Origin of the sequence: Phyllobacterium sp. SB3 (assembly GCF_040009165.1) — a bacterium.
Classification (GTDB): Bacteria; Pseudomonadota; Alphaproteobacteria; order Rhizobiales; family Rhizobiaceae; genus Phyllobacterium.
On the sequence record NZ_JBDYKI010000003.1, the window covers coordinates 829,108 to 851,213 of the forward strand.

The window sequence follows — 22,106 nt, forward strand, 5'->3', positions numbered from 1 at the left end:
GTGTATTTAGTAATATATATGCGTGTTCATGTACTACTAAGAATTGTAAGCGGTTGAATGTTTACATGCGCAGTAAGAATATCAAAATTTATGCTATTTTTTTCAAATAATCTGTAAACTCTGAAACTATCATTTGCAAATAAATCACTGATAAACAACATTAATATCTAATATTGATATTTTCGGCTGTTCGCTAAGTAAAATTAAAGGTATAAGAATCTAGAATGATGGAATGCGGTCCAGCGGATCAATTCGTGAAACTACAGGTTGTATTTTTGTTGCGTACAATCGTGAGGAGGATGAATGAGTTCTGGCATTAGAGTAAACCAAGTTGTGGCGGCATCACTTTTTGTCGCGCTTGGATCAAGCGCTCCAGCTGTCGCTGTTGTAGCCACAGGCAATCTGGGTGTGCAGATTGAGATCACGGCTGAGTGCCGTGTCGTATCAGCTGATACGCTGAATTTTGGGCCTCACGGTCTTCTGGTGGCCAATATTGATGCGACCAGCACCATCACCGTTCAATGCACCAGTGGTACGCCATATACCGTCGGTCTGGGACCAGGCACATCGCCGGGAGCGACAGTAACCACGCGCAAGATGACCGGCACCGGGGGCGCGACGGTTGATTATAGCCTTTTTAAAGACTCGGGCTATCTCCAGAATTGGGGCAATGTCATTCCCGCGGATTTGGTTTCGGGGACAGGCGACGGAGCCAGTCAGGCTATACCTGTTTACGGCCGAGTGGCGGCCCAGACAACACCGGCCGTTGGCACCTATAATGACACGGTTGCGATCGAAGTAACCTACTGACCCTTTTGAAAAAGGAGATGAAAGTGCGAGCCATGCTTAAATGCATTGGCGCCATGAGCTTCTGTTTGCTTTTTTCAGCGATGACTCATGCCGCTTCATTACGTGTTTCCCCGACCAGCCTGGACATGGTTGCGCCCGGAAGCGCAGGCGTTCTAACTCTGACCAATGAGGCCAAACGTCCAATCAATGTGCAGATACGCGTTTTCCGCTGGACTCAAGCCAATGGCATAGAGCGGCTGGAGCCAACAAATGATGTTGTGGTCAGCCCGCCATCGACAAAGCTTTCAGGTGGCAAGGATTATGCGGTCCGTGTTGTCCGCGTGACGAAAAAACCCATTGCTGCGGAAGAAAGCTACCGGGTGGTCGTCGATGAACTGCCCGATCCATCGCGCAAGCAGGCGGGGACCATCGTTCTGGTGGTGCGTTATTCAATCCCGGTATTCTTTCGAGGACAGGATGCTTCGCCGCCCAAGGTTGCGTGGGGCGTTGCGAGCAGGAAAGGCTCGTTGCAACTGACCGCCCGAAATGTGGGCGATACGCGACTGAGGCTATCTGAAGTGCAACTCACTCAAGGCGGTCGTGTACTAGGCACGCGCGAAGGGCTCGTTGGCTATGTCCTTGGAGGGGCGAGCATGCAGTGGCCAATTGGAGCCAGCAAATCAATCTCATCCGGCCGGGTCGCACTCAAGGCTCAAACTGATTCCGGACCTGTCAATGCAGATGTTGCGATCAGCGGCCGTTAAACTCGCTGGAGCTATCTGCATAACTTTATGCATCGTATCAACTGGATGGTCACAACAACCTGAGATTGACACTGTTGATCTACCTGCACCTTTAAACGGAGAGGCGCAGGATCTTCATCTTGAAGTCTATATAAATGATGAGCCAACGGGATTGATTGGCGGTTTTCGTCAACTGCCTGATGGAGAATTATCAGCCAAGCCTGACGAATTGAAAGAAGTTGGCCTCAAGCCTGTGGATAGTGCTCTGGATGCTGATGGCTCTATCCGCATCAATCGACTGGCCAACGTTGAATACCGTATCGAGGCCGAAACCCAGCGGCTCTATATTTATACCGAAGATGCTGCGCGATCCGCCAGGATCATTGATGCAAATCCGCGTCCGGATAGGGAACGACCCAAACCTCAGTCGGGGTATGGTGCTGTGCTGAATTACTCAATTTTTGCCAGCACAGATGATTTGTCGTCGGGCAATGTGAAGCCTTTTCAGGGTGTATCGGGCGGATTTGATGCGCGGTTCTTCAGCCCCTACGGCACTCTGAACCAGTCATTTACAGCCAATCTGTCCGATGGCGATCTGGAAGGGGTTCGCAGATTGAACACCACCTGGAGTTTCTCCGACCCTGATCGGCTGATTACCTATCGCGCCGGTGATTTCATTTCCGGGGGATTGCCGTGGACGCGCCCGGTTTTTCTGGGGGGAATGCAGGTACAGCGCAACTTTGCCCTTCGTTCTGATCTTGTGACGCTGCCTGTCCCCGTTCTTTCGGGAACCGCCGCCGTGCCATCGACACTGGAGGTCTATACGCAGAACGTTCGCACCTATAGCGGCGATGTGGCTTCCGGTCCGTTCGAGATCACCAATTTTCCGGTCTTTTCCGGGCAAGGTGAAGCGCAGATCGTGTTGCGGGATACATTGGGGCGCGAGACGCGAACAACTGTGCCATTCTATTCATCGAGTTTACTGCTGCGCAAAGGCCTTTGGGATTTTTCCGCCGATGTGGGCGTGGCCAGACGCAATTTCGGTACGGAATCGAATGATTACGACGATGACGTGATGGGCGTTCTCACCGCGCGCTATGGCTTGACCAATTGGCTGACGCTTGAGGGACACTTTGAGGGTGGAGCCGAGCTTCTCAATGGCGGGCTTGGTGTTGCTTTTCCGCTCGGCGCTTATGGCGTCGCATCATTGGCTGCCGCCGGGAGCAGTCATGATGGCGATGCCGGTTTCCTGCTCAACGGCTCAATCGAAATGACTTACAAGAATAGATACACGGTCTATGGCCGGGTTCAGCAGACCTTTGGAAACTATGACGATATCGCTTCGGTGACTGCTGACGACCAGCTCAATTACGTTTACGGCGTTGCCGGATTGCCTGCGATCAGTACCCGGGTACCAAAATCATTGATGCAGGCGACGGTTTCCATGCCGGGTCCGTTCGAAGGCAGCAATATGAACTTTTCATATACCCATCAGAAACTGGATTCCGGTGAGAAGAGTTCCATCGTCAGCGCATCCTACAATCAGCAGGTTTTCAGGAACAGTTCATTCTTTGCCACGGCCTTTACTGATCTCGAGGACAGCGACAGTTTTGGTATTTTTGCCGGACTGACCATCCCATTTGACAACAATATTTCTGTTTCAACCGGATATGAACAGACGAATGACAGACCATCCGGCTTTGCCGAAATCGCCAAATCGGAACGGCGGGAAGAGGGTAGCTATGGCTGGCGACTGCGCACCAGAGAGGGTGAAACGCCGGACCGCTCTGCATCCGCAAGCTATCGCGGACGCAATGCCCGCGTTGAAGGGAGCGTACAGCAGTATGACGACAATGTTCGCGCCACAGCCCAGATCGAAGGCGCTATTGCAGTCGCCGGTGGCGGCGTATTTGCTACCAACAGGATCGATGATGCCTTTGCCGTGGTTGATGCCGGGGCACCGGATGTCGACGTGAGCTATGAAAACCGGCCGGTAGGGCGCACAAATAGAAGCGGACGTATATTGGTGCCTGACCTGAGGTCCTACGAACCCAACACACTTGCTATCGATCCTGCAAATCTTCCTGTGGATGCCAGTATCGGCTCCACCCGCGATATCGTGATACCCACTGATCGCAGCGGTGTTGTTGTGGATTTCAAAGTAGCGCAGACGACCGCATCGGCGCTTGTCAGTCTGGTCGATGCCAGCGGCAGGCCTTTGGATGCCGGATTGAGCGGCAGGGCAGGCGAGACGGGCGAGGAGTTCGTTGTCGGTTATGATGGCGAGGCATACATTTCCGGGCTCGGTGCGCAAAACATCGTGACCATTGAACTGGCGGATGGCAGCACCTGCGCTGCAAGTTTTGCCTATCAGCCTGCGCGGGGAACGCAGGTCAAAATAAAGAACGTGGTGTGCCAATGAAGATTTTCATTTTGAGATTGATGTTTGCCCTCGGTCTTTGGTCGATGCCGGCTGCCGCATTGGCACAGTCCTGTACGTTCACGACGACAGCCATGTCTTTCTCAGGCTCGCCTTTGCCGGGTGGTGCGATCAATGCCACGGCAACCCTCACATCAACCTGCACAGCACTGCTCGGATTGTTTCGTCAGGTTCTGGTTTGCCCTAATCTGAATGCTGGAACAGGTGGTACTGCTCCATCGGGTGCCCGTACGATGCTAGGGCCAACGGCTCTCCAGTTTCAGCTTTATCAGGATTCAGCACGTCAGGTTGTCTGGGGCTCGTATAATTGGGCCTTTGCCGCAAGGCCGCCTGCCATTCTTGTCGATATCCCGGCATTGCTGGGAACGGGAACCACAGTCACAACGATCTATGGTCAAATCCTTCCAAACCAGACAACGGCGCCGCTGGGCTCCTACACTTCGGTTTTCTCCGGCGCGCAAACAACATTCCGCTATCGCTATAATGACAGCAATGGCTGTGTGAGTTCGGCAGGAACATCCGCGACCACGAATTTCACCGCCAGCCTGAATGTCGCCAAGGACTGTCTTGTTTCCTCCACCAATGTGAACTTCGGCTCGCATGGCATACTGAGTTCCAACGTCAATACGACAGGCGGGGTGAGTGTTACATGTTCACCGACGACGCCCTATTCGGTTTCTCTCGGAAATGGGCAGAACGGTACGGCACCAACGGCGCGGCGTATGCGAAAAGGAACGGGATCGGAATATGTAACCTATGGTCTTTATCGCGACGTGGACCGGCTCTTGCCCTGGGGTGATACCATTCCGACAAATACTGTTGCCGGTACAGGCGATGGTTTGGCGCGAAATATTCCCGTCTACGGAACAGTTCCACCACAGAACACCCCTTCACCGGGCCTCTATACCGATACGGTGGTCATTACTGTGACTTACTAGGGTCCAGACCCTAAGCTGGGAAGGTTCCTGAAAAGCAAAAGGCCGGGAGCTACCCGACCTTCCTAAACTTACCTCAACATCAGTGCCAGTACATCCGTGGTCAAAAATGGAAATAAGCTATTCGCTACGTGTAATCACTACCCTCTCATTGCGACAGAATAATGACGTTCACTAAAAAACTGAGCGCGTACGCAGTACAATTCGCGCTTGAGACCAAGGTGGACGATCAAGGTAAAGACAGGGTTAATGGAAATCAGAAAGTGCCTTGTTTGCGAACAACAGACCGATAATTTTACCGGCAGTCGCGGGCAACTCTTCGGCGATAAGCCCGAAGCCGAGTTCATGGGCGGCGGCGCCATGCACATAAACGGCAGCACAAGCCGCCTCGAAGGCAGGCATGCCTTGTGACATCAAGCCTGCAGTGAGACCTGCAAGCACGTCACCGGAACCTGCCGTTGCCAAAAACGGAGTACCGTTGGCGTTGATCGCGGCGCGCCCGTCCGGCGATGCGATAACAGTATCAGCGCCTTTATAGATGACGATAGCGTGAGCGAACTTTGCCGCTGTACGAGCCCGCTCGACCTTTGAAGGCGTATTGGTTTCACTTAGTTCGGGGAAGAGGCGTTTGAATTCGCCCTCATGCGGCGTCAGCACCAGTCTTATGTCACCAGATTTTGCTGTCATATCGAAAAGCGTTTCGCGGTCATCCTTGAAGGAGGTGATCACATCTGCATCGAACACCAGTCCGGCATGCGTTTCGCTGAGAAGTGTCAAAGCGAATTCCCGGGCTTTGTCGCCAATCCCAAAGGCAGGTCCGAGCACGAATGCCGCGACTTTGCGGGTTTCCGTGAACGAGGCGAGATCGTGCCGGTTCTCGCATTTGTGTAGCATGATCGAGGTGAGGTGCGCTGCGTTGGCGGCCAGTGCTTCCTCAGGGGAAAGTATGGTGACTGCACCGGCTCCGCTGCGGGCTGCTGCCAGCGCGGACATTCTAGCTGCACCGGTAGAAGTTGCACCACCGGAAAATGCAACAACGTGGCCGCGCGCATATTTGTGCGTGTTCTCTGCGGTTTCCGGAAGTTGCGATTGCCAAAGAGCAGGTGTGTTTTCAAAACATTGGGGCTGAATGGAATTCAGAACATCATCGCCGATCCCGATCTCGGCAACAATAAGGTTTCCGCACAATGTCCTTCCGGGATATAGCAGATGGGCAGGCTTTTTGCGGAAGAACGTTATTGTCGTGTGAGCGTGAAAAGCTGTGCCAAGGACTTGGCCTGTCAGGCCGTCGACTCCTGTCGGAACGTCAATTGCAATGCGGCTGCAGTCAGATGCGTTCGCCAGTCTGATTGCGGCTGCAACATTGCCCATCACTTCACGATTGAGTCCAGCGCCGAAAAGCGCATCGACAATGACACTTCCCGGGGTGGGCTTAAAACCGGCAATGTCTTGCACTTCGACGGGGCAATCCTTTGCGGCTAACGCAGCATCAGTTCCGGGCGTTGGTCTGCTACTTTCCCACAGGCTTACGGAGGCACCGCTCGACTTGAGGATATCGGCTACGACATAACCGTCGCCGCCATTATTGCCCGGACCGCAGAGGATATGAAATTCTGTTGCATCCCCATGATGGCGCAATAGATGACGGGTGATGGCACCACCGGCGTTCCGCATGAGCCGATAACCGTTATGCACACCTGCCTTGATGGTCGCCTGATCGGCCTGGCCCATTTCCGCTGGAGTCAAAATTTCGTTTGTCATTATTGCGCGCGTTTTCCTGCAGTTTCTGCCAGAGCCTAGTCGCTAAATCCGCTTGGTGAAAGCCTTTGCGGGCATGATGCATCCAAAGCGGGTTTCGCGCGTTAATAAGCTGTCACCCCCAGGAGGTAGATTATGACAACCGGTATCAAAGAACACATGGAAGTAATCGGCGCCGATGGCGTTCACGTCGGTACAGTGGACCGTGTAGAAGGCGGCCGTATCAAACTGACCAAAAAGGACAGCGGCGAGGGCTCCCATAAAGGACATCACCACTATATCTCAACCGCGCTTGTCGCGGAAATTGAGGGCGACAAGGTACGTCTTTCAGCAAATTCGGATGTAGCCGTGATGTTCGAAGAAGAGCCTTCCGACCCGAGATAGCATCTATGAACGCAAACTCTTGAAAAGGAGAATTGCTTTGGGCGATCCACCACAAATTCCCGATCCGGGCCCGGATACAAACCGGCCCGTTGATCCCGCACCGGTTCCACGACCGGATGAAACGCCGCCGCTTCCAAATCCGATGCCCGGCGAGATACCTGTAGAGGAACCGCCAGCGCCGGACCAATTGCCAGATGAGGTGCCTTTGCCCAATCCGGACGAGGTGCGTGAGCCACCTCAACATGTCTGATAGCAAAACGGCCGTTCATTGAACGGCCGTTTCCTTGTTTAACGATCAGGTTTTTGAAGGCATCTTTTCGCCATGGTGCCTTGGTCCATGGTGCTTCTTATGGCCATGCTGACCTTTGCGGCCGTGACGCATTTCGCTCTTGTCGATTTTCCCGTCATCATTGCGGTCCATAAGAGCAAAACGCTTGGCCTTTTGCTTCTCGACCTCTGCAAGAGTGACGACACCATCGCCATCAACGTCTAGACGCTTGGTCATGCGTTCAGCCTGCCGCTCGACGATGCGCTTCGTCACCATGGCTTCGATTTCCTGCTTGGAGAGGGTGCCGTCCTTATCAGTATCGGCCTCCTTCAGGCGGTCAATATTGGTGAACTCTGCCTGATCCAGCGCGCCATCATCATTGGTATCGAGCCGTGCACCTCTTTTGTGCTCATGGCCGGGAGTTTTGGTTGCTTCCTTGACTGCTGGTGTCTGTTCCGGCGTCTGTGTCTGGGCGAAAGCGCCGCCAAGAGCAAAAACCGTCAGGAATGTTCCGGACAGAGCGAGAGCGAGAATTCGTTTCATTGTTTTTCTCTCCTGTAGCGTGAGCGGCTTATCCGCCCCGTGGACAGACGGTAGCGTTGCCAAAATGAACGGGAGATGATCGGTGGATTAATGTTTTGTAATGCGGGGAGACGCCGACCGACAATCGCGGAAGGAAATAACAAAGGCGGCCACGTTGCTTCGCGGCGGCAGGAGAGACGTCAATCAGCCCGCCCGACCCTATCCTGAATTTGATAGCAGTCGCACCCTGTTGCCCTTTCGGGCAAGTGGCTTGTGACAGATTTCAGTAGCAATTGAAATCGCAATCTCACGTTATTTCAGTGGCCAGGACAGCATCAAGCTAGGAACTGTGGTCAATGTTAAACAGCACCATGGCCAAGACTGACGGAAAACTCACAGGCAGCGTTGCTGTATACTTCGGTGTGAGCCGTAATGGCGATGAGTTTCAGGTTGAGACACTGCTCCAACTATTATTGCGATGGCGGTACTTGAGGAGAGAGCGTTTCAGCTTGGGGCTGAATTACCGAGACATCTTCTTTGGAAAAAAGTGCTACAGCGCCTAAAAGGCAAAACAAGCCGATAAGAACGGCAGTTACTATACACTGATGTTTCATTAAACAGTCCCGTATGCAAAAAATACAAACTAACGAAGTTTTTTGACGATAATCGGGCTGTTTGAAAAAATCGACCTTTGAATGTCTTATTGGACAGATTTGATCGTTGTAGTGAGAACCATAAATATTTCAAAATTAATTCTAAAGTCTTCTTGGGTATATTGAATGCATATTGGAAGGCTGGCTGAGAGGATCACAGCTGCCCCTGAGAGGTATGCAAGCGGATTTGGTGGCTATTTCCGCACTTCTCCGAGAAAAGAGATAACGGGCGTCTCCACCCGTTATCCCGGATTATTAATCCATCTGGACGTTGGCGTCTTTGACGACCGGTGTCCATTTGGCGATCTCCGCCTTTACGTGCGCGCCCAGTTCTTCCGGCGTAGAGCCAACGATATCGGCACTGAACTCTTCCATCCTTCCAATAACGACAGGATCCTTCATTGCCTCATTGGCTGCCTTGTTCAAGGTTGCGATAATTTCCGGCGGTGTTCCAGCAGGAGCGAACAGGGCGTTCCAGGTATAGGTTTCATAACCAGGAATGGTTTCGGCGATCGTCGGCACATCGGGGAATGAAGGCGCACGCTCTTTGGTTGTAACACCCAATGCACGCAGTGTACCGCCCTTCATATGGGACGATGAGGAGGGGAGGTTGTCGAACATGATCGGCACCTGATTACCCACAACATCGTTGAGTGCCGGGCCTGCACCCTTGTACGGGATATGCTGCAGCGACACGCCAGCCATCGCTTTAAACAATTCGCCGGAAAGATGCAGTGGGGTTCCGTTACCCGACGAAGCATAGCTGTACTTGTCCGGATTTGCCTTCAAAAGATCGACCAGTTCCTTGACGTTTTTGACGGGCAATTCCGGATTGACCACCAAAACATTCGGTACAATGACAAGCAGTGAAATTGGCGCGAAGTCTTTCTCAGCATCGTAAGGTTTGGTCTTGAGGATAAGCGGGTTGAGCGCATGCGTTGCAACGGTGCCCATAAGGATCGTGTATCCGTCCGGATCGGCACGCACGACATTTCCCGTACCGAGACTGCCGCCTGCGCCGCCAACATTCTGAACCACGATCTGCTGCCCGAGAATGTCAGACATCTTGTTGGCAATCACGCGGCCCACCACGTCGGTTGAGCCACCGGCTGCGAAAGGAATAACCAATGTCACTGGCCGTTCGGGGAAAGTCTGTGCCTGTGCAGCCCCTCCAAGGGCAGAGGCCGCCAGAAGTGAAAGGCCGAGTGCGAGGCTTGCACGCCGGGTGATCGCAGATAGTGACATTCGTTTTCCTCCCTGATGTCGCTTAGGTGCTGATCGCAGTAAAGCATGCGAGGCCGCCTGACGGAAGCATGTTTAAGCTGCAAATCGCTATCTGGTGGCCTGTCGCATTTCCCGGGTGCGGATGGCCTCCTCTTCCAAGAGAGATTTGCCGACGTCAAATACCGCCCTTGCTCGCCGGCCGTTTGCGGGTGGATATTGGATTGATGCTATCAGAGCGGGTTTAAACGTTACTATTCAAAATCTGAATCTTCGGTAAGACCCTCAAGCCCTTGGCTTATTCCGCCTGCTGTCAGCTCATTTCCAAGCTCACGGTCAGCGGCAAGAGTGGCGATTTCGTCCGGATCGCGCAAGCCTTGCGCAAAGAGTGTCATGACGATTCTGGCAAGCCTGCTTGCATTGGGATGTAACCGACGATCACGCCCGAGAATATTGGAGGCCGTTTCATGGGCACGGTCCATGATGTTCCATTCGTGCGGAGTGAACTGCGTCTCTTTGCGTGATCCAAACGGCATTGGCTCTCTCAGAACGGAGCTGGTGACAACGCGATTTTATATCGGTTTCAAACTATGTCCATGAGGATTGTAATGTCCTGGCGACGGTCGCTCGTTGGGATGCATGGTCGATCACTCGGCTGTCTAAAGCTGGGCCTCGATAGCTGCCTTATCGATGACGGACCAAACTTCCACAATTCGTCCATTGCGGAATTCGTAAAAGACATTCTCCGTAAACGCGATCTTCAATCCGTTTACCGGTAGACCAAGGAATGTGCCCTTGGGTGTACAATCAAAGGCTAACCGGCTCGCAACGTGGGATGTGTCCGCTACCAGCATTTGGATGCTGAAATAGATGTCGGGAATTTGTTCAAAGTCTCTTTCGAGCATTTCGCGATATCCGACCAGTCCGAACGGATGGCCATTATGAATGGCGTTCTTGTCAACGAACTGGCCCAAGTTCGGCCAGTCCTGACTATTCAAGCAGGCTATGTAGTTTCTATAGATGTCGGAGAGTTTTGGATCACTCACAGCTATTGCTCCTTTTGACTTGTACGACGTTAACCTGAAGAGAAAACGCCTGAAGTCCGGCAACGCTCCCTTAAACCAACCAAACAGCCGAAAGGCGCCAAATCGCCAAGCTCAACGCTGCGCGCGGAGGATGCGCTTCCAGATCGTTCCACCCAGATAGCGATTGAAGACGATAAAATAAGCAACGATCAGTACGAAAAACACCAGTGCAGGCAAGCCTTCAAGTTTGAAGCCGGTGTCTGTGCGCCCTCCAAGAACTGTCGCAACTATAAAGCCCAGCACGAAAAACGCTGTGATGAAGTCCAATATGCCAGCTGTGATGATACGCCAGGTAGCAGGGCCTTTTTTCGTTTCTGTTTCTGACATTCGCATTCCTCCCAAATCAATCTTTTCGGTTGATAGCCTGATAGCCCATGGCCTGCAAAGCAAGAAGTGATTATTGGTTATGGAACAAAGCCGCGGATCGCGTCTTATCAGCTTGATAGGAGAAATCATGAAAACAATCATATCTACAATCACTGCAGGACTATTGGCCGTATTTATGGGTTTAACCTCCATTGGCACTGCAAACGCCACGCCGACAACCGTGCAGACTTCGCCGTCAGTATCGCAAGTTGAACAGGTGCAACATCGTGACCACAGGCGTTGGGATCGTCGCGACGACAGACGCAAACGCTGGGATCGTCGTGATCGCCGCGAACATCGATATGAGAGCCGACGTGACCGTCGTGGCTACTGGAATGGCCATCGTGGTTATCGCGAGCAGCGCCGTGGCTATCGACGCCACCATGATGGATATTGGTATCCGCGCGCGCTGTTCCGTCTCTAGTCCTCATCGGTGCATACAATAGAAGGCGGCACCTGGCGGCCGCCTTCAACCACGAGAATTTGACGAACCTAGTCCTCCGCCTCTTCATCCTCATCATCAGATTCAAATACCTCCCACATGAACGCGTGCAAACGTTCCTCGATGCTTTTCTTCGATGCACCGGATTTTTCCATTTCACGTTTGATTTTAAAGAACTGATCCCTGTCCGCAGGCGTGAGATATTTGGTTGCATTTTCGAGCGATGATAATTGACTGGACATGTGCGGCTGACACCTTTTCGTCGCATGACGTTTGAAGTACCCAGCATATCATGCTCAAGCTTCTTTCTTGCGATGTTTGAATAACTTATCCTGACGCTATTGCATCGCAAATTGTTGCAATCCCCTTTGGTGCGAGCAATGATTATCGTGCTTTCCGGCAATACTGACTAAAGTCGTTTTTGAAAGGTGCCATCAATGTACGCCACGCGATCCCGCCGGGCAGAAACGTGATCGACCAAACAGCCGCACTGGAAAATCTGGGATGGTCGGACTTCTTCCAAAGCCAGTTGGAACCGCACGATATCGCATCAGTTCCCATGCGTATCTCCAAAGTTCATCGCGCGCGTTTGGTTGCAATATCGCCTGCCGGGTCGGTCAACCTTGTGCTTTCGGCTCAAGCCAACACTGCGGAGTTTGCGGTGGGAGACTGGGTGCTGGTTCATCCGGAAGATCAATCGGTACAACGCCTGCTGGTCCGAAGAACGTTGATCTCACGTCAAAGAGGAGAGAGCGGGGCCAATCAACTCGCTGCTGCCAACGTCGATACACTCTTTATCGTTACCTCATGCAATGCTGATTTCAATTCGGCCCGCCTTGAACGATACTTGGCTATGGCCAATGAATCCGGGGCTGATCCGGTTATAATCCTCACAAAAGCCGATACAGTGGCAGATGCCCGAAAATATGAGCAACAAGCAGCTTTGCTGCAACGTGAACTGCCTGTTGTTGTACTCGACGCGCGCTCTTCGGACTGTGTAGCTGCTTTAGTTAAATGGTGCGGACCGGGGCAGACAGTAGCATTGGTGGGCTCCTCCGGTGTTGGCAAATCAACGCTTGTAAATGCATTGATCGGTGGCGGTTCACCCCAACAGACAGGTGACATACGCGAACACGATGGGAAAGGTCGTCACACCACCACTTCGCGGTCTTTGCATTCCATTGAGGGTGGTGGTTGGGTAATTGATACGCCGGGAATCCGCACGCTCAATGTCAGTGATGTGAGCCATGGCATCGATATGCTCTTTGCCGAAATCACGGAGCTTGCCCCTCTTTGCAGGTTCCGAAACTGTACTCATTCTCATGAACCTGGTTGCGCGGTACAGGCGGCGGTAAGTGCAGGCACAATCGATCCTGAACGCCTGACACGCTGGCGAAAACTTCAGTTGGAGAATTCTGCAAACACTCCTGGCCCGAGCCAGTCAAGGGGCGGGAGCGCAAAACCGAACCGCAAAAATCGATGACATATTGGAAACTTGTGAAAGGTCTCCCTATACAAATCAGTCATTTCACACAGGAATGATTGTCAAGGTCTCCGCATTTTCCAGAATTTGCTTTTGGTTTGATACCGGGTTTTCAGTTTTGCTGCGTACGCGTGATGAGTTTCGATTGAACCATAGTCGGTAATGTTCGCCGATATTGTTTCAAGCTCGTTCAATTGACGCGCTGCATGCCTGTATCGGGCTGCTCGGCTCCAGCCTAGCGTAAAGTCGATCATCTTCCGGAGGGCGATGGTTGCCGCAACTGGAAAACTGTTCCGGAGCGTGTCGGCGGCGAGGCTCAGAAGTTCATAGTCGTCACCACTCAGGTCTGTCTCTCTGGAAATTACGAGCCGCGCGGCTTTTTCCAGATGGGGCCACGTCAAAAGAAAGCGCAGCGCCTGATGGGCATCGGGATAAGCGGCAACATGTGACAGGGCTTTCTCTTCGGCTTCCATATCGTCGAAATCCGGCAAACGCTTGAGAAAAGCGCGAAGATGTTCTTCATGAAAGCTCTGTTCGAACCACTGCCACCGCAATGATTGGGCCTCATCTTTGCGGTCGAGCTTTTCCAGCGTATCGGCATAGATGGCTTGCCATTCGTAAGGCATTGGTTCCGAAGTCGCTTGGCTCGCCCGTTTCAGTGAATCCAATGCCTCACGGGATCGGCCTGTTGCCAGAAGCCGGCTTGCGATCTCCACAGCGATAAGAGGTCTGCTTCCATCGTCATCGTGTGTTTCAATGAAGGCGTCAACGTCGCCTTGCGCATCTGCAATCTGCCGGAGGAACTTTCGAATCTCTGATTCCTGCTTACGTTGTTCGAGGCCATCAGCATATGACACTCGACGGCTATTGTCGGCAAACGCAATCTTCAGCGTTTTCAAATTGGCAATCAGCAATGCTTTCAGCTGATCCATACCTTGTTGTTGCAATGGCGCGGCGAGGGCGGCGATCAGGCCGTCATATTGACCATACTCATTGTTGTGAAGGGCGCTAAAGGCCCGCTTGGCGAGCACTGTTGGGTCAGGAGTTGCCTTGAGCGCAATTGCCCCGAAATCGGTGCATGCCGAGCTGAAAACAGACAGAAGCGTTCCGTTTGTGTCGTTGGTGCGCGCGAGAACGGAACCGGCAATATCCATAAAACGCCACATGACCTCCAGTGCTTCGTTTGGGTCGTTGGGGGCGATTATTTCCGTTATAGTCCTCCACTGCGTCTCGAGGTCCTTCTTTAAGGTTCTAACCTGCCGCCATCCTATTTTCGAGCGTGATCTGTCGATGGCAGCCAGCCTCTTGGTGACTTCCCGGATTACCTCGTCATTGCTTTGCAGACCCGCCAGTTCAATGCGCAGGCGCCGTTTGCTGGTAGCGCTGCCCGTGCTTATTTCAATAAGCAACGCGGCAAGTCTTTCCGTACCCAGTGCCTCGAGGTTTTTAGCATTTAATGTCGTCTTCGATGCCACTGCTGTTCCTATTTCCATTCGCATCGCGAACTTGTACTCGCCTGCTGCTATTAGGGCGAATAGTTTCAGTGTTCCAATCAGATTCCTTTAATTGACAGGAATGGCCCACATTTCCTGCCGAGAGGCAACGGTTCTCTCGTCACTCTCAAGTCACGGGCAAGGATATAATAATTAATTATTAGTTAAAATTACGCGGGTCTCAAACCTTGTGGCTCGCGAAATTGTCGGGGGACAATATGAACCATCTTACGTTTCAACCGGTTGTTGTAGAGAGCAATAATTTCGGTAGGAAGGAGACCATTACGTCGATAAGTGATGCTGCTGCTTTTCTCCTATCGGGTTGGCCAAGAAAGAAAGCGTCTTTATATATGGAAGCACGTGTCCTGTGTTACGAAGCCCAATCTGGAATTGCCTCCGTTGACGCAGCACGGCTGATCTTTGTAGAAGCTGCCATTGAGGCGGATATCTACGTTAAGGAGGGCCATTAGGCTTCCTTCGCGCACATTCTTGCAAAATAAAATGATAGCATGAAAGCCAAAGCTATTGCGTCTATAGCCGATAATAGCCATGCCAGTTTTCGCCATTGTCATTTGAGAGCGGCATAAGCAGCTCCTTTACTGACATGCTTTATAATGGAGCTGGATCTCTTGTCGTAAAGACTGAAGTATATATCCTACAGTGCGTGGATCGATCTGTTACCTTCGAACCTTTCTTGCATTTACGGAATCATTGATCCTTTCGCAGTCACTATTGTATTTGATGATCAATTGTTCCGCGTCATCCTTGTTGAGGTTGAACGCTTCCATAAGATGATCCACCGTATAGGTCTCTCCGACTTTGCCCGGTCCTCGATTCTTCCAACTGGCTGCTGATTTGTTTTCGGTCATATTTTTTCCTCCGCAATGAATGAGCGGGCACAAGATACCCACGAGGAGCTAAAGAGATTTCTCGTGTTCTTTGGCCTGCAGCAGTGAATTAATAGCGCCTTGAATTTCCATCAGACTTTTTAAGGGGCCGGGATTTGCGCCATTTTGGGCTATCTGGAGAATTTCGAGCCGGCGAGAAGCGATAAGTTCTTTTATTGCCTCATCAATCTCTTTTATGTGCTGCGCCGCCATATCGATCAACCTGCTGGCTTGCGGGTGTGCGAAAAACCGCCGCCCGAACGCTTCAGTATATTCGACAATTTTGTCCAGTCGGTCGATAGCGCAGGCTCAAGACTGTGATCGGCTGCCAAGTTGGTGCTGGTAACCAATAGTCGACTGATGCCGCTTTTCCGGCGGGCAACCCCTTTTGCAATTGGAACATGCTTCATGAAATATTCTCCTCAAATTAATTAACAGTGGCTGTGACTATAGGCTTATGAAGCATACACGTTCGTCGACGCTCGATTGCTGTGGCCCCTATCAATCTCTGGCTCTACCGCTTCAAGTGCCATTGTCACTGGAGCGCCCGCAACTTTTGCAAAGGCGCATGATCTCGTGAGCAGCTTACAGTCTCTCGATCATCAGTATGGTCATGTGAATATTGTCTAAAAGACATAAAGAGCTCCGCTAGGCGAAAGCTCAAAGCACTCTCAAGCGTCAGTGGCCACAAATGCCTGACGATAATTGACTGTCTGCTAATAGATATAGGGAGTCAATGGAGTATAGTGGTTCGCTATCTTCCGCAGCGGCTCTTTGAGGGGGAGTAGGCTGATGACTGGAAATATCGAGTGATTAGAATTCACTAGGCCAGAAAACTGGCTCCCCGAGCTGAATGAAACCGCGAACTACGAATCGTCGATTTCCCTCCACCCTACTACTACGACAAAGGTCGGCCCCCGAAAGCGCAAGCGCGACCGTGATCGGGCTGAACGTGTCCGGCTCGCCGGCGGTCCAGCGCCGACCCTTCGCGAACGCGCTCTCGCCCTCGCCCGGGAGAAGGGAGAGGTCAAGACCAAGGACCTTACCGATATCGGTGTTCATCGCTGCTATCTTGCCCGCATGTGCGAAGAAGGGTTGCTCGAAAAAGTCGCCTACGGACGTTACCGAGCGGCAGTTCTGAAAGCGGCCTAACCGGAGATGGCAGGACCGGATTGTGGAAAGCAAGGGGTCGGATCTCATCGTACAAGAGATAAGTGCAGCGGCGTGGAAATGGCGGAGTCGTTTCGCAAACCTGATATTGATTATCGGATTGTTCTGTTCATGCGAGGGCGATTGATTTCTCAAACGCGATCAAGAATTCGTCCGATACGAGAAATGCCATCGCGTGGCGCAACTCATCGGATTTTGCCTGACCGAGCGCAGTCTCGAAGCCACTCTGCGCGCTCGCCCAGAGCGCATCTGTTTCCGCGAGCTTGTCGCGTCCGCTCAGGGAAAGGCTGATCAGTCGGCTCCGACGATCGTTGGGGTCGACGGTAACGGCAACGAACCCGTCACGTTCCAGAGGCTTCAGAGTATGTGCGAGCGCCCCAGAATCCAGGACCAGCGCATCGGCTAATGCTCCGACGGTGACATACCCTGAACGCGCGATCTGAGCCAGGATAGCGCGCTGCGTTGCCTTGAGTCCGCTCGGAGCCAATGCAGCATCATAGAGCTGTGAGATGCGGCGGGTCGCTTTACGCAGCGCCGTGCAACTGCAACGGACCTCGCCCACCATTTCCTCCCGATTTTTGACAGTGCCCATTACTCACGCCCCTCGCTTGACACGAGTTATCTGCATATGCTGATTTCGTCTCAAAACAAGCATATGCAGATAATCAGTTTTGGAGAACGGATATGCCTCTAGTCCGCATTGACATGCAGAAGGGAAAGGACGTCGCCTATCGGCAGGAAATCGGCCGTGTCGTTTACGAGGCGATGGTCGGAGTTGGGGTGCCGGAAAAGGATCGTTTCCAGATCATAGCCGAGCACGAGGCCGGAAATTTTGCTTTCGATGCAACCTATCTTGGGATTGAGCGCACCGACAATCTTGTAATCATTCAGATTACTTGGAACGAGGGGCGAACGACCGAGCAAAAGAAGACGCTCTACAAGGACATTGCCGAAGGGCTGGTGAAATCTCTGGGCATACGGGCTGAGGACGTCTTCGTTAACATCATCGAGGTGAAGCGAGAAAACTGGTCCTTCGGCAACGGCATCGCGCAGTACGCAACCTGAGACGGTTGAGGCCTCCCATCGTTTGGGCGCCCGCGGCAATTTCCTTCGAGGTCCATACCTGCTGTTGAAGGCGGACGGCGGTTTTATCCGCCGCCTGCACTCGCGGCCTTCGAGTCAACTACTCGCCACGCGCCGCTAGCTTTGCCAAAAGGGCATCGGCAAAGGCGCTGTCCGAAAATGGCTGTTGGCCAGTGATCAACTCACGGTCCTGCACAACGTTGGGATGCCACGGTTCCGCGTTCTGCACGTTCGCGCCGGCGGCAGTCATCGCCTCGTCGTTATAGTATGGTGCAGGCCCGCCAAGCTGAGGTGCTTCGATCTCCTGCTCCTCGGCCTTCGAGAAGATCGCTACACGATAGCCGGCGTACGGGAAGTCATGCGCGAGCTGAGGAAGAGCGGCCATATCCCCCGAGTTAAGCGCCTGGTCGAAGCGGGCGGCATCGGGGAGCGTCGATATCAGCGCCATCGGGCCGTGGCAGATCAACGCAGTCGGCCGCCCTGTCTCGTGGAAATCGCGCAAGATGGCGCCGAGATCCTTGTTGCTGACCAGGTCGATCATAGGCGCATGCCCACCCGGGACGAAGATCGCCGCGTACTCCTTCGTCTTGCCGACGACCTCTGACAGCTTCAACGGCTGACGAAGCCCAGGAAGGCTGTCGATCAATCGAAGCGCAGCAAATCGCTTGGCGGAATCGCCGCCAAAGAACTTGTCCACGTTCGAGCTGGCATCCATAGACGGCGTGTCACCGTTGGGATTTGCAAACACAGGCGTATATCCCGCATTGATCAGTGCCTGTAGGGGAACGGCGACTTCGTTCAGATAGTAGCCGGTGGCATAGGGCTTTCCATCTTTGAGCGTGAGGAGATGCCCGCCAGACATGACGACCAGCACTTTGCCCTTCGACGTCTGTGCTTCGGCGGGCGCTCCATAGGTGATGGCGAGAGCGACGACGAGCCCGATTGCTTTAACAATGCTTTTGATGCGTTTCATGATCCGATTCCTTGTGACTGGAACAACGGCCTGATTTCAGAACCGAAGGGCATGAGGAGACTGCCGTGGTTGGCGGCAATCCCTTTATCCATGGTCACAATAGGCACGGAAGCGGATGGCATAAATGTCAAAGAAACTGCAATTTACGCCATCCCGAAGGTCGACAGCACCATTAGCCGCGCACGTCAGCGAAAGGCGGACATGATCACCTTGTCGAGCATGCGATCCGAAAGAACACGCCGCAGAAAGAGGAGCGGACCTGCGAGTCTGCCGCCGTGGTATCTGGCGGCCGGCCGCTTTGCTTTGAGGGCCTTGACGATCAAATCGCTGATCACACTGGGCGGTGGATTCGTACCGAGCCGCTTCTGCCCACTCCGGAACTTGGCGACATAGTCGCCGTATGGCCCCTGGCCTGAATAGCGTTCGGCTTCGTCGCACGCGATGCCGGACCACTCGGTCTCGATTCCACCCGGCTCAATCACCACAACATCGATGCCGAAGCGTCGGACCTCGTTACGCAGCGAATCTGAATAGCCTTCGAGCGCGTATTTCGAGGCGTGATACCACCCGCCCAGCGGGGTCGCGAGCTTGCCGCCGATTGAGGTTATGTTGAAAATCTTGCCAAACTTACGCTTCCGCATATGAGGCAGGCAAAGTTGCGTGAGGCGCGCAGGGCCAAGCAAATTGGTCTCGATTTGCCGACGGCCTTCCGCCAGCGGCACATCTTCTAGGGCGCCGAACTGTCCGTAGCCGGCGTTGTTGATTAGGACGTCGATACGTCCCCGCTCGCGGATGACCTCCTCTACAGCGGCGACCATGGATGTGTCGTCCGTAACATCAAGGGCGATCACCTTGCCGCCAGCCGCCTCAATCTCCTGCATTCGTTCGATCCGACGAGCGCCGCCATAGACCGCATAACCCTCAGCAATGAGACGCAGAGCGAAATCTTTGCCCATGCCAGAGGATGCTCCGGTGATCAGGGCAACGGGCTTGTCTTGATTTTCCATATTTGGTCTTTCCATGCTATTATTTGTCTGTTTTGAGGTCGCGCTAGCACCTTCGTGCCGCCGCGACTTCTCGTGTTAAAACTGAGCGGTTCCACCATTGGCGGACCAGATGCTGCCTGTCGTATAAAGACCCGCAACGGACGCCAAAGTGACGTAGAGCGGCGCAATTTCGACTGGCTGGCCGACGCGGCCCAGGGGCGTCCCCTTATTCATCGCAGCGATTTTGGAATCGTCTCCGCCCGTGTAGCCGAGCAAGGGCGTGAAAAACGAACCGGGCGCCACTGCATTGACGCGAATGCCTCTTGGTCCAAGTTGCTTGGCGAGCGCCCTTGTGAAATGAGCGATGCCGGCCTTACTCGCGCAATAATCCAGAAAGAACCCTTCCGCCTGGACGGCAGCAACCGACGCCGTATTGATGATCGACGAGCCGGGAGGCATGATCCCCGTTGCCGCTTTTGACAACCAGAACGGCGCATAGAGGTTGGTCTTGATCGTTTGATCCCATTGCTCGGCGGTATGCTCGGTAATGGATGTCTGTCGCCGCGAGTAGCCGGCGTTGTTCACGAGGATGTCCAGCCCGCCAAGTTCGCTGGCGGCGCGGCTTACCAGCTCGTTGCAGAACTCCATGGACTGCAGATCACCGGCGACACTGACGCCTTTACGACCAACTCCCCGAATGACCTCCAGGACATCGTCGGCATCTGGTTGTTCGACCGGTAGATGCGCGATGACGACATCGGCACCTTCCTTCGCAAACGCGATCGCAACCGCACGACCGATGCCGGAATCGCCACCGGTAATCAGCGCCTTTCTGCCGACCAGACGGTTGCGGCCGCGATAGCTGGTCTCGCCACAGTCTGGCTTGGGATCGACCATGTTGCGCTGGAGCCCCGGCCAGGCTTGCTCCGGAAACTTGAGGTCAGCCCGGAAATGGTCGCGCGGATCAACCAGGCTGCTACCTTGATTTTGCGCCTCTTCCGCCGCTGAAGCGGGGCTTTCCGCCATTATGGCTGCTCCGGCGACCAACCCGCCCAGAAGTCCTCCCTTGATCAGCGTCCGCCGCGCTTGATCCGCGCCGTTCGCATCGTGCGACTGCTTATCGTTGCTGTCTGCCATCTCGTTCTCCGTTTGTGATTTCACCGAATGCGTTTAATTAATGCGTGAGTAGACACTCATTCACAATGCAAATAGCCGGTCAGCTAATTGCACGCCATAACCCCGCAAAGCCGGCTTCGCGGATCGTTTCCGCATTCGCCGGATCGCGGCTCATGAAGTCCATCGTCGTTCCCGCCATCGTCTCTGCTAAAGCCCCGATATAGGCCGGCGGCGCCTCTCGGAGAGCCCCATGGATGCCCACGCCGCGGACGAGCTTCACGACCTCACTGGCGACGGCAAAGGCGGCTTCCCGACTTTGATCGGTGATTTGATCCGAAACGCCCAATTGCGCCAAAACACGGCGCTTTGCGGGGTTGGCGACTCCCCAATTCGTCCAATTCGTCCATAGGTGAGCAAGCCGAGTCCTCATGTCGTCGCTGTCCGGCATCTGGTCCCAGAGCGCCTCGATCAACTCGGTTTTAAGCTCGACATACAGTGTATTGAGGAGTTCGGCCTTCGTGCCAAAATAAGTAAAGACGGACCCATGAGGGACATGGGCCCGCTTGGCAATTTCTGCTGTTGCTGCTCCAAGGCCATGCGTGGCGATCAATTCGGTCGCCGCCGTTAATATCGCCTCACGCTTTTCTTCACTTCTTGGTCGGGCCACATTCGTCATCCATTTTCGTATTAGATGACTGATTGCTCGCGCATCGTCAACCGGCTGCCGTTCACGTCGGATCTCGAATCATCACGTTTGGCCAGCCGACAACTTCGAATGAAGCCTATCCGGCGGCCGCAGGGACGTCCGCCAAGCCGTTCGGGAAGAGCATTCGCGCCGTGTTGATGACGTTGAGGTACTCCCGCAGGACCTTGATTTTGCCGTCCACGGCAATGAGCTGGCTGACATAGTCTTGGGCATAGACTCGCTCGGAGCGATCGATGAAGCCGTCCGAGTGATAGCGGACGAACAAGGCGTCTCCTTCCTTCACCTCGTGGACCTCGATCTCCGAAAGGGTGAAGGCGGAGAAGTGGGCGTTGATAATGCCGAGGACCTGACGAAGCTCGGTCTTGCCCTGGAAGCGGGTCGGCATGCCGAGGACCGAGAAGTACGGGAATTCGAAGACACCATCTTCGGCGAACAGATCGACGCAGCGGTCGATCGAGTTGTCGAGATCACCGAGGCAGTCGAAGAAGGCGATGAGCAGTTCGCGGCTCGTCGACATTGGCTTTCATCCTCTTATTGGGGAGTGTCCGCCGGCCCACGGCCCCTTCGGCCGCGGCCCGGCGAACCGGAGGGTAGCGACGCGCG

Annotated in this window: 28 protein-coding genes; 11 read left to right on the plus strand and 17 right to left on the minus strand. The window is 53.7% G+C overall.

The genetic code is table 11. The features are described 5' to 3' along the window. Nucleotides 1-303: 303 nt before the first annotated feature. Genes ABKW30_RS15185 through ABKW30_RS15200 form a run of 4 tightly spaced genes read left to right on the plus strand, consistent with a single transcriptional unit; the run spans nt 304 to nt 4,910 of the window. The gene (locus ABKW30_RS15185) at nt 304-810 is read left to right on the plus strand and encodes a spore coat U domain-containing protein (RefSeq protein WP_348599737.1); all 507 of its coding nucleotides are present in this window, start codon (nt 304-306) and stop codon (nt 808-810) included. Nucleotides 811-827: 17 nt separating this feature from the next. Further along, entirely contained in the window at nt 828-1,553 is a 726-nt protein-coding gene (locus ABKW30_RS15190; RefSeq protein ID WP_348599738.1) for a molecular chaperone, read from the plus strand. Continuing rightward, complete coding sequence (locus tag ABKW30_RS15195) at nt 1,525-3,954, plus strand: fimbria/pilus outer membrane usher protein (RefSeq protein ID WP_348599739.1); 2,430 nt, start codon at nt 1,525-1,527, stop codon at nt 3,952-3,954. The genes ABKW30_RS15190 and ABKW30_RS15195 overlap by 29 nt, the downstream gene beginning before the upstream one ends. Further along, on the plus strand, nt 3,951-4,910 hold the full coding sequence (locus ABKW30_RS15200; RefSeq protein ID WP_348599740.1) for a spore coat protein U domain-containing protein: 960 nt from the start codon (nt 3,951-3,953) through the stop codon (nt 4,908-4,910). Before ABKW30_RS15195 ends, ABKW30_RS15200 begins: the two co-directional genes overlap by 4 nt. Before the next feature lie 243 nt (nt 4,911-5,153). Here ABKW30_RS15200 and ABKW30_RS15205 read toward each other — a convergent pair whose 3' ends face one another. Beyond that, nucleotides 5,154-6,668, minus strand: coding sequence for an NAD(P)H-hydrate dehydratase (locus ABKW30_RS15205; RefSeq protein ID WP_348599741.1), 1,515 nt, complete (start codon nt 6,666-6,668; stop codon nt 5,154-5,156). Between the two features lie 132 nt (nt 6,669-6,800). On the opposite strand from ABKW30_RS15205, the gene ABKW30_RS15210 reads away from it, so the two are divergent. Next, on the plus strand, nt 6,801-7,049 hold the full coding sequence (locus ABKW30_RS15210; RefSeq protein ID WP_348599742.1) for a DUF2171 domain-containing protein: 249 nt from the start codon (nt 6,801-6,803) through the stop codon (nt 7,047-7,049). 37 nt (nt 7,050-7,086) lie between these two features. Then, complete coding sequence (locus tag ABKW30_RS15215; protein ID WP_348599743.1) at nt 7,087-7,299, plus strand: hypothetical protein; 213 nt, start codon at nt 7,087-7,089, stop codon at nt 7,297-7,299. A gap of 45 nt (nt 7,300-7,344) precedes the next feature. Here the strand turns inward: ABKW30_RS15215 and ABKW30_RS15220 are convergent, their stop codons facing one another. The 5 genes from ABKW30_RS15220 to ABKW30_RS15240 all read right to left on the minus strand — a co-directional run bounded on the left by ABKW30_RS15220 (nt 7,345) and on the right by ABKW30_RS15240 (nt 11,125). Beyond that, a complete protein-coding gene (locus tag ABKW30_RS15220) occupies nt 7,345-7,860 on the minus strand; it encodes a hypothetical protein (RefSeq protein ID WP_348599744.1) in 516 nt (171 codons plus the stop codon). 887 nt (nt 7,861-8,747) lie between these two features. After that, nucleotides 8,748-9,737, minus strand: coding sequence for a tripartite tricarboxylate transporter substrate binding protein (locus tag ABKW30_RS15225; protein WP_348599745.1), 990 nt, complete (start codon nt 9,735-9,737; stop codon nt 8,748-8,750). 230 nt (nt 9,738-9,967) lie between these two features. Beyond that, the gene (locus ABKW30_RS15230) at nt 9,968-10,249 is read right to left on the minus strand and encodes a hypothetical protein (RefSeq protein ID WP_348599746.1); all 282 of its coding nucleotides are present in this window, start codon (nt 10,247-10,249) and stop codon (nt 9,968-9,970) included. A 123-nt stretch (nt 10,250-10,372) separates the two neighbouring features. Continuing rightward, the gene (locus ABKW30_RS15235) at nt 10,373-10,759 is read right to left on the minus strand and encodes an ester cyclase (RefSeq protein ID WP_348599747.1); all 387 of its coding nucleotides are present in this window, start codon (nt 10,757-10,759) and stop codon (nt 10,373-10,375) included. A 111-nt stretch (nt 10,760-10,870) separates the two neighbouring features. Continuing rightward, on the minus strand, nt 10,871-11,125 hold the full coding sequence (locus ABKW30_RS15240; RefSeq protein WP_348599748.1) for a hypothetical protein: 255 nt from the start codon (nt 11,123-11,125) through the stop codon (nt 10,871-10,873). A gap of 127 nt (nt 11,126-11,252) precedes the next feature. On the opposite strand from ABKW30_RS15240, the gene ABKW30_RS15245 reads away from it, so the two are divergent. Beyond that, nucleotides 11,253-11,588 (plus strand): hypothetical protein, encoded by a 336-nt coding sequence (locus ABKW30_RS15245; RefSeq protein ID WP_348599749.1) that lies wholly within the window; start codon nt 11,253-11,255, stop codon nt 11,586-11,588. A gap of 68 nt (nt 11,589-11,656) precedes the next feature. Here ABKW30_RS15245 and ABKW30_RS15250 read toward each other — a convergent pair whose 3' ends face one another. Further along, on the minus strand, nt 11,657-11,848 hold the full coding sequence (locus ABKW30_RS15250; protein WP_348599750.1) for a hypothetical protein: 192 nt from the start codon (nt 11,846-11,848) through the stop codon (nt 11,657-11,659). Between the two features lie 227 nt (nt 11,849-12,075). Between ABKW30_RS15250 and rsgA the strand changes: the two genes are divergently transcribed. After that, nucleotides 12,076-13,089, plus strand: coding sequence for a ribosome small subunit-dependent GTPase A (rsgA, locus tag ABKW30_RS15255; protein ID WP_348599751.1), 1,014 nt, complete (start codon nt 12,076-12,078; stop codon nt 13,087-13,089). A 62-nt stretch (nt 13,090-13,151) separates the two neighbouring features. On the opposite strand, the gene ABKW30_RS15260 is transcribed toward rsgA, so the two are convergent. Beyond that, a complete protein-coding gene (locus ABKW30_RS15260; protein WP_348599752.1) occupies nt 13,152-14,564 on the minus strand; it encodes a DUF6880 family protein in 1,413 nt (470 codons plus the stop codon). Nucleotides 14,565-14,800: 236 nt separating this feature from the next. On the opposite strand from ABKW30_RS15260, the gene ABKW30_RS15265 reads away from it, so the two are divergent. Next, on the plus strand, nt 14,801-15,052 hold the full coding sequence (locus tag ABKW30_RS15265; RefSeq protein ID WP_348599753.1) for a DUF982 domain-containing protein: 252 nt from the start codon (nt 14,801-14,803) through the stop codon (nt 15,050-15,052). 207 nt (nt 15,053-15,259) lie between these two features. Here the strand turns inward: ABKW30_RS15265 and ABKW30_RS15270 are convergent, their stop codons facing one another. The 3 genes from ABKW30_RS15270 to ABKW30_RS15280 are packed head-to-tail and all read right to left on the minus strand — an operon-like array spanning nt 15,260 to nt 15,879. Further along, nucleotides 15,260-15,451: a hypothetical protein gene (locus ABKW30_RS15270; RefSeq protein WP_348599754.1), complete on the minus strand. Its 192-nt coding sequence runs from the start codon at nt 15,449-15,451 to the stop codon at nt 15,260-15,262. Nucleotides 15,452-15,499: 48 nt separating this feature from the next. Next, entirely contained in the window at nt 15,500-15,682 is a 183-nt protein-coding gene (locus tag ABKW30_RS15275) for a hypothetical protein (protein WP_348599755.1), read from the minus strand. Nucleotides 15,683-15,687: 5 nt separating this feature from the next. Continuing rightward, nucleotides 15,688-15,879 (minus strand): hypothetical protein, encoded by a 192-nt coding sequence (locus ABKW30_RS15280; protein ID WP_348599756.1) that lies wholly within the window; start codon nt 15,877-15,879, stop codon nt 15,688-15,690. A gap of 640 nt (nt 15,880-16,519) precedes the next feature. Between ABKW30_RS15280 and ABKW30_RS15285 the strand changes: the two genes are divergently transcribed. Beyond that, complete coding sequence (locus tag ABKW30_RS15285; RefSeq protein ID WP_348599826.1) at nt 16,520-16,621, plus strand: hypothetical protein; 102 nt, start codon at nt 16,520-16,522, stop codon at nt 16,619-16,621. Between the two features lie 127 nt (nt 16,622-16,748). Here the strand turns inward: ABKW30_RS15285 and ABKW30_RS15290 are convergent, their stop codons facing one another. Next, a complete protein-coding gene (locus tag ABKW30_RS15290; protein ID WP_348599757.1) occupies nt 16,749-17,231 on the minus strand; it encodes a MarR family transcriptional regulator in 483 nt (160 codons plus the stop codon). 92 nt (nt 17,232-17,323) lie between these two features. Here ABKW30_RS15290 and ABKW30_RS15295 point away from each other — a divergent pair, with 92 nt between their 5' ends. Next, on the plus strand, nt 17,324-17,704 hold the full coding sequence (locus ABKW30_RS15295; RefSeq protein ID WP_348599758.1) for a tautomerase family protein: 381 nt from the start codon (nt 17,324-17,326) through the stop codon (nt 17,702-17,704). Between the two features lie 118 nt (nt 17,705-17,822). Here the strand turns inward: ABKW30_RS15295 and ABKW30_RS15300 are convergent, their stop codons facing one another. The 5 genes from ABKW30_RS15300 to ABKW30_RS15320 all read right to left on the minus strand — a co-directional run bounded on the left by ABKW30_RS15300 (nt 17,823) and on the right by ABKW30_RS15320 (nt 22,020). Next, nucleotides 17,823-18,695 carry a type 1 glutamine amidotransferase domain-containing protein gene (locus ABKW30_RS15300; protein ID WP_348599759.1) on the minus strand — a complete coding sequence of 291 codons (873 nt, stop codon included), beginning with the start codon at nt 18,693-18,695 and terminating at the stop codon, nt 17,823-17,825. A 185-nt stretch (nt 18,696-18,880) separates the two neighbouring features. Next, nucleotides 18,881-19,702, minus strand: a complete 822-nt coding sequence (locus ABKW30_RS15305; RefSeq protein WP_348599761.1) for an oxidoreductase — start codon at nt 19,700-19,702, stop codon at nt 18,881-18,883. 75 nt (nt 19,703-19,777) lie between these two features. Beyond that, nucleotides 19,778-20,818, minus strand: a complete 1,041-nt coding sequence (locus ABKW30_RS15310) for an SDR family oxidoreductase (RefSeq protein WP_348599762.1) — start codon at nt 20,816-20,818, stop codon at nt 19,778-19,780. Nucleotides 20,819-20,897: 79 nt separating this feature from the next. Then, nucleotides 20,898-21,464 (minus strand): TetR/AcrR family transcriptional regulator, encoded by a 567-nt coding sequence (locus ABKW30_RS15315; protein ID WP_348599763.1) that lies wholly within the window; start codon nt 21,462-21,464, stop codon nt 20,898-20,900. Between the two features lie 115 nt (nt 21,465-21,579). After that, nucleotides 21,580-22,020 carry a nuclear transport factor 2 family protein gene (locus ABKW30_RS15320; RefSeq protein ID WP_348599764.1) on the minus strand — a complete coding sequence of 147 codons (441 nt, stop codon included), beginning with the start codon at nt 22,018-22,020 and terminating at the stop codon, nt 21,580-21,582. Nucleotides 22,021-22,106: the final 86 nt, after the last annotated feature.

Coding starts and splice junctions, on each gene's coding strand:
- ABKW30_RS15185 (WP_348599737.1), top strand. CDS start 304: ATGAGTTCTGGCATTAGAGTAAACCAAGTTGTGGCGGCATCACTTTTT.
- ABKW30_RS15190 (WP_348599738.1), top strand. CDS start 828: ATGAAAGTGCGAGCCATGCTTAAATGCATTGGCGCCATGAGCTTCTGT.
- ABKW30_RS15195 (WP_348599739.1), top strand. CDS start 1,525: ATGCAGATGTTGCGATCAGCGGCCGTTAAACTCGCTGGAGCTATCTGC.
- ABKW30_RS15200 (WP_348599740.1), top strand. CDS start 3,951: ATGAAGATTTTCATTTTGAGATTGATGTTTGCCCTCGGTCTTTGGTCG.
- ABKW30_RS15205 (WP_348599741.1), bottom strand. CDS start 6,668: ATGACAAACGAAATTTTGACTCCAGCGGAAATGGGCCAGGCCGATCAG.
- ABKW30_RS15210 (WP_348599742.1), top strand. CDS start 6,801: ATGACAACCGGTATCAAAGAACACATGGAAGTAATCGGCGCCGATGGC.
- ABKW30_RS15220 (WP_348599744.1), bottom strand. CDS start 7,860: ATGAAACGAATTCTCGCTCTCGCTCTGTCCGGAACATTCCTGACGGTT.
- ABKW30_RS15225 (WP_348599745.1), bottom strand. CDS start 9,737: ATGTCACTATCTGCGATCACCCGGCGTGCAAGCCTCGCACTCGGCCTT.
- ABKW30_RS15230 (WP_348599746.1), bottom strand. CDS start 10,249: ATGCCGTTTGGATCACGCAAAGAGACGCAGTTCACTCCGCACGAATGG.
- ABKW30_RS15240 (WP_348599748.1), bottom strand. CDS start 11,125: ATGTCAGAAACAGAAACGAAAAAAGGCCCTGCTACCTGGCGTATCATC.
- ABKW30_RS15245 (WP_348599749.1), top strand. CDS start 11,253: ATGAAAACAATCATATCTACAATCACTGCAGGACTATTGGCCGTATTT.
- ABKW30_RS15250 (WP_348599750.1), bottom strand. CDS start 11,848: ATGTCCAGTCAATTATCATCGCTCGAAAATGCAACCAAATATCTCACG.
- ABKW30_RS15265 (WP_348599753.1), top strand. CDS start 14,801: ATGAACCATCTTACGTTTCAACCGGTTGTTGTAGAGAGCAATAATTTC.
- ABKW30_RS15270 (WP_348599754.1), bottom strand. CDS start 15,451: ATGACCGAAAACAAATCAGCAGCCAGTTGGAAGAATCGAGGACCGGGC.
- ABKW30_RS15275 (WP_348599755.1), bottom strand. CDS start 15,682: ATGGCGGCGCAGCACATAAAAGAGATTGATGAGGCAATAAAAGAACTT.
- ABKW30_RS15280 (WP_348599756.1), bottom strand. CDS start 15,879: ATGAAGCATGTTCCAATTGCAAAAGGGGTTGCCCGCCGGAAAAGCGGC.
- ABKW30_RS15290 (WP_348599757.1), bottom strand. CDS start 17,231: ATGGGCACTGTCAAAAATCGGGAGGAAATGGTGGGCGAGGTCCGTTGC.
- ABKW30_RS15295 (WP_348599758.1), top strand. CDS start 17,324: ATGCCTCTAGTCCGCATTGACATGCAGAAGGGAAAGGACGTCGCCTAT.
- ABKW30_RS15300 (WP_348599759.1), bottom strand. CDS start 18,695: ATGAAACGCATCAAAAGCATTGTTAAAGCAATCGGGCTCGTCGTCGCT.
- ABKW30_RS15305 (WP_348599761.1), bottom strand. CDS start 19,702: ATGGAAAATCAAGACAAGCCCGTTGCCCTGATCACCGGAGCATCCTCT.
- ABKW30_RS15310 (WP_348599762.1), bottom strand. CDS start 20,818: ATGGCAGACAGCAACGATAAGCAGTCGCACGATGCGAACGGCGCGGAT.
- ABKW30_RS15320 (WP_348599764.1), bottom strand. CDS start 22,020: ATGTCGACGAGCCGCGAACTGCTCATCGCCTTCTTCGACTGCCTCGGT.